Raw genomic sequence first — 274 nt, forward strand, 5'->3', positions numbered from 1 at the left:
TTCCGCTTGCGTTGGCCCTGCCTCCGGGATTTTCGTTCGCAGCGCTTCCATTTCACCGCGCCTCGCCTGTCATGAAGCGCATGTTCGAACTCTTCACGTCAGCAGATAGCGAAATCCGAAGAGAAGCAGCCGCTCCTTTTGACTATGTCGCCGTCTGTGCGTTTCCGCTACCGGTCGACGCCAGCCAAGCGCCGGTCTATGCTGCGCTTGCGCAAGGCGGCACGTGGCCGGGACTGATCCAGATCAACAATCCAGCGGAATCGGATTTCAAGCT

Annotated in this window: 1 protein-coding gene; it reads left to right on the top strand. The window is 58.8% G+C overall.

The window, feature by feature from the left end; all coding sequences use genetic code 11:
* Positions 1 to 80 precede the first annotated feature (80 nt).
* A partial coding sequence (locus tag SB764_RS40090; RefSeq protein WP_410866763.1) for a hypothetical protein occupies positions 81 to 274 on the top strand: 194 nt, incomplete at its 3' end.

It is taken from the genome of Paraburkholderia sp. SIMBA_027 (genome assembly GCF_046535315.1).
Taxonomy (GTDB): Bacteria; Pseudomonadota; Gammaproteobacteria; order Burkholderiales; family Burkholderiaceae; genus Paraburkholderia; species Paraburkholderia tropica.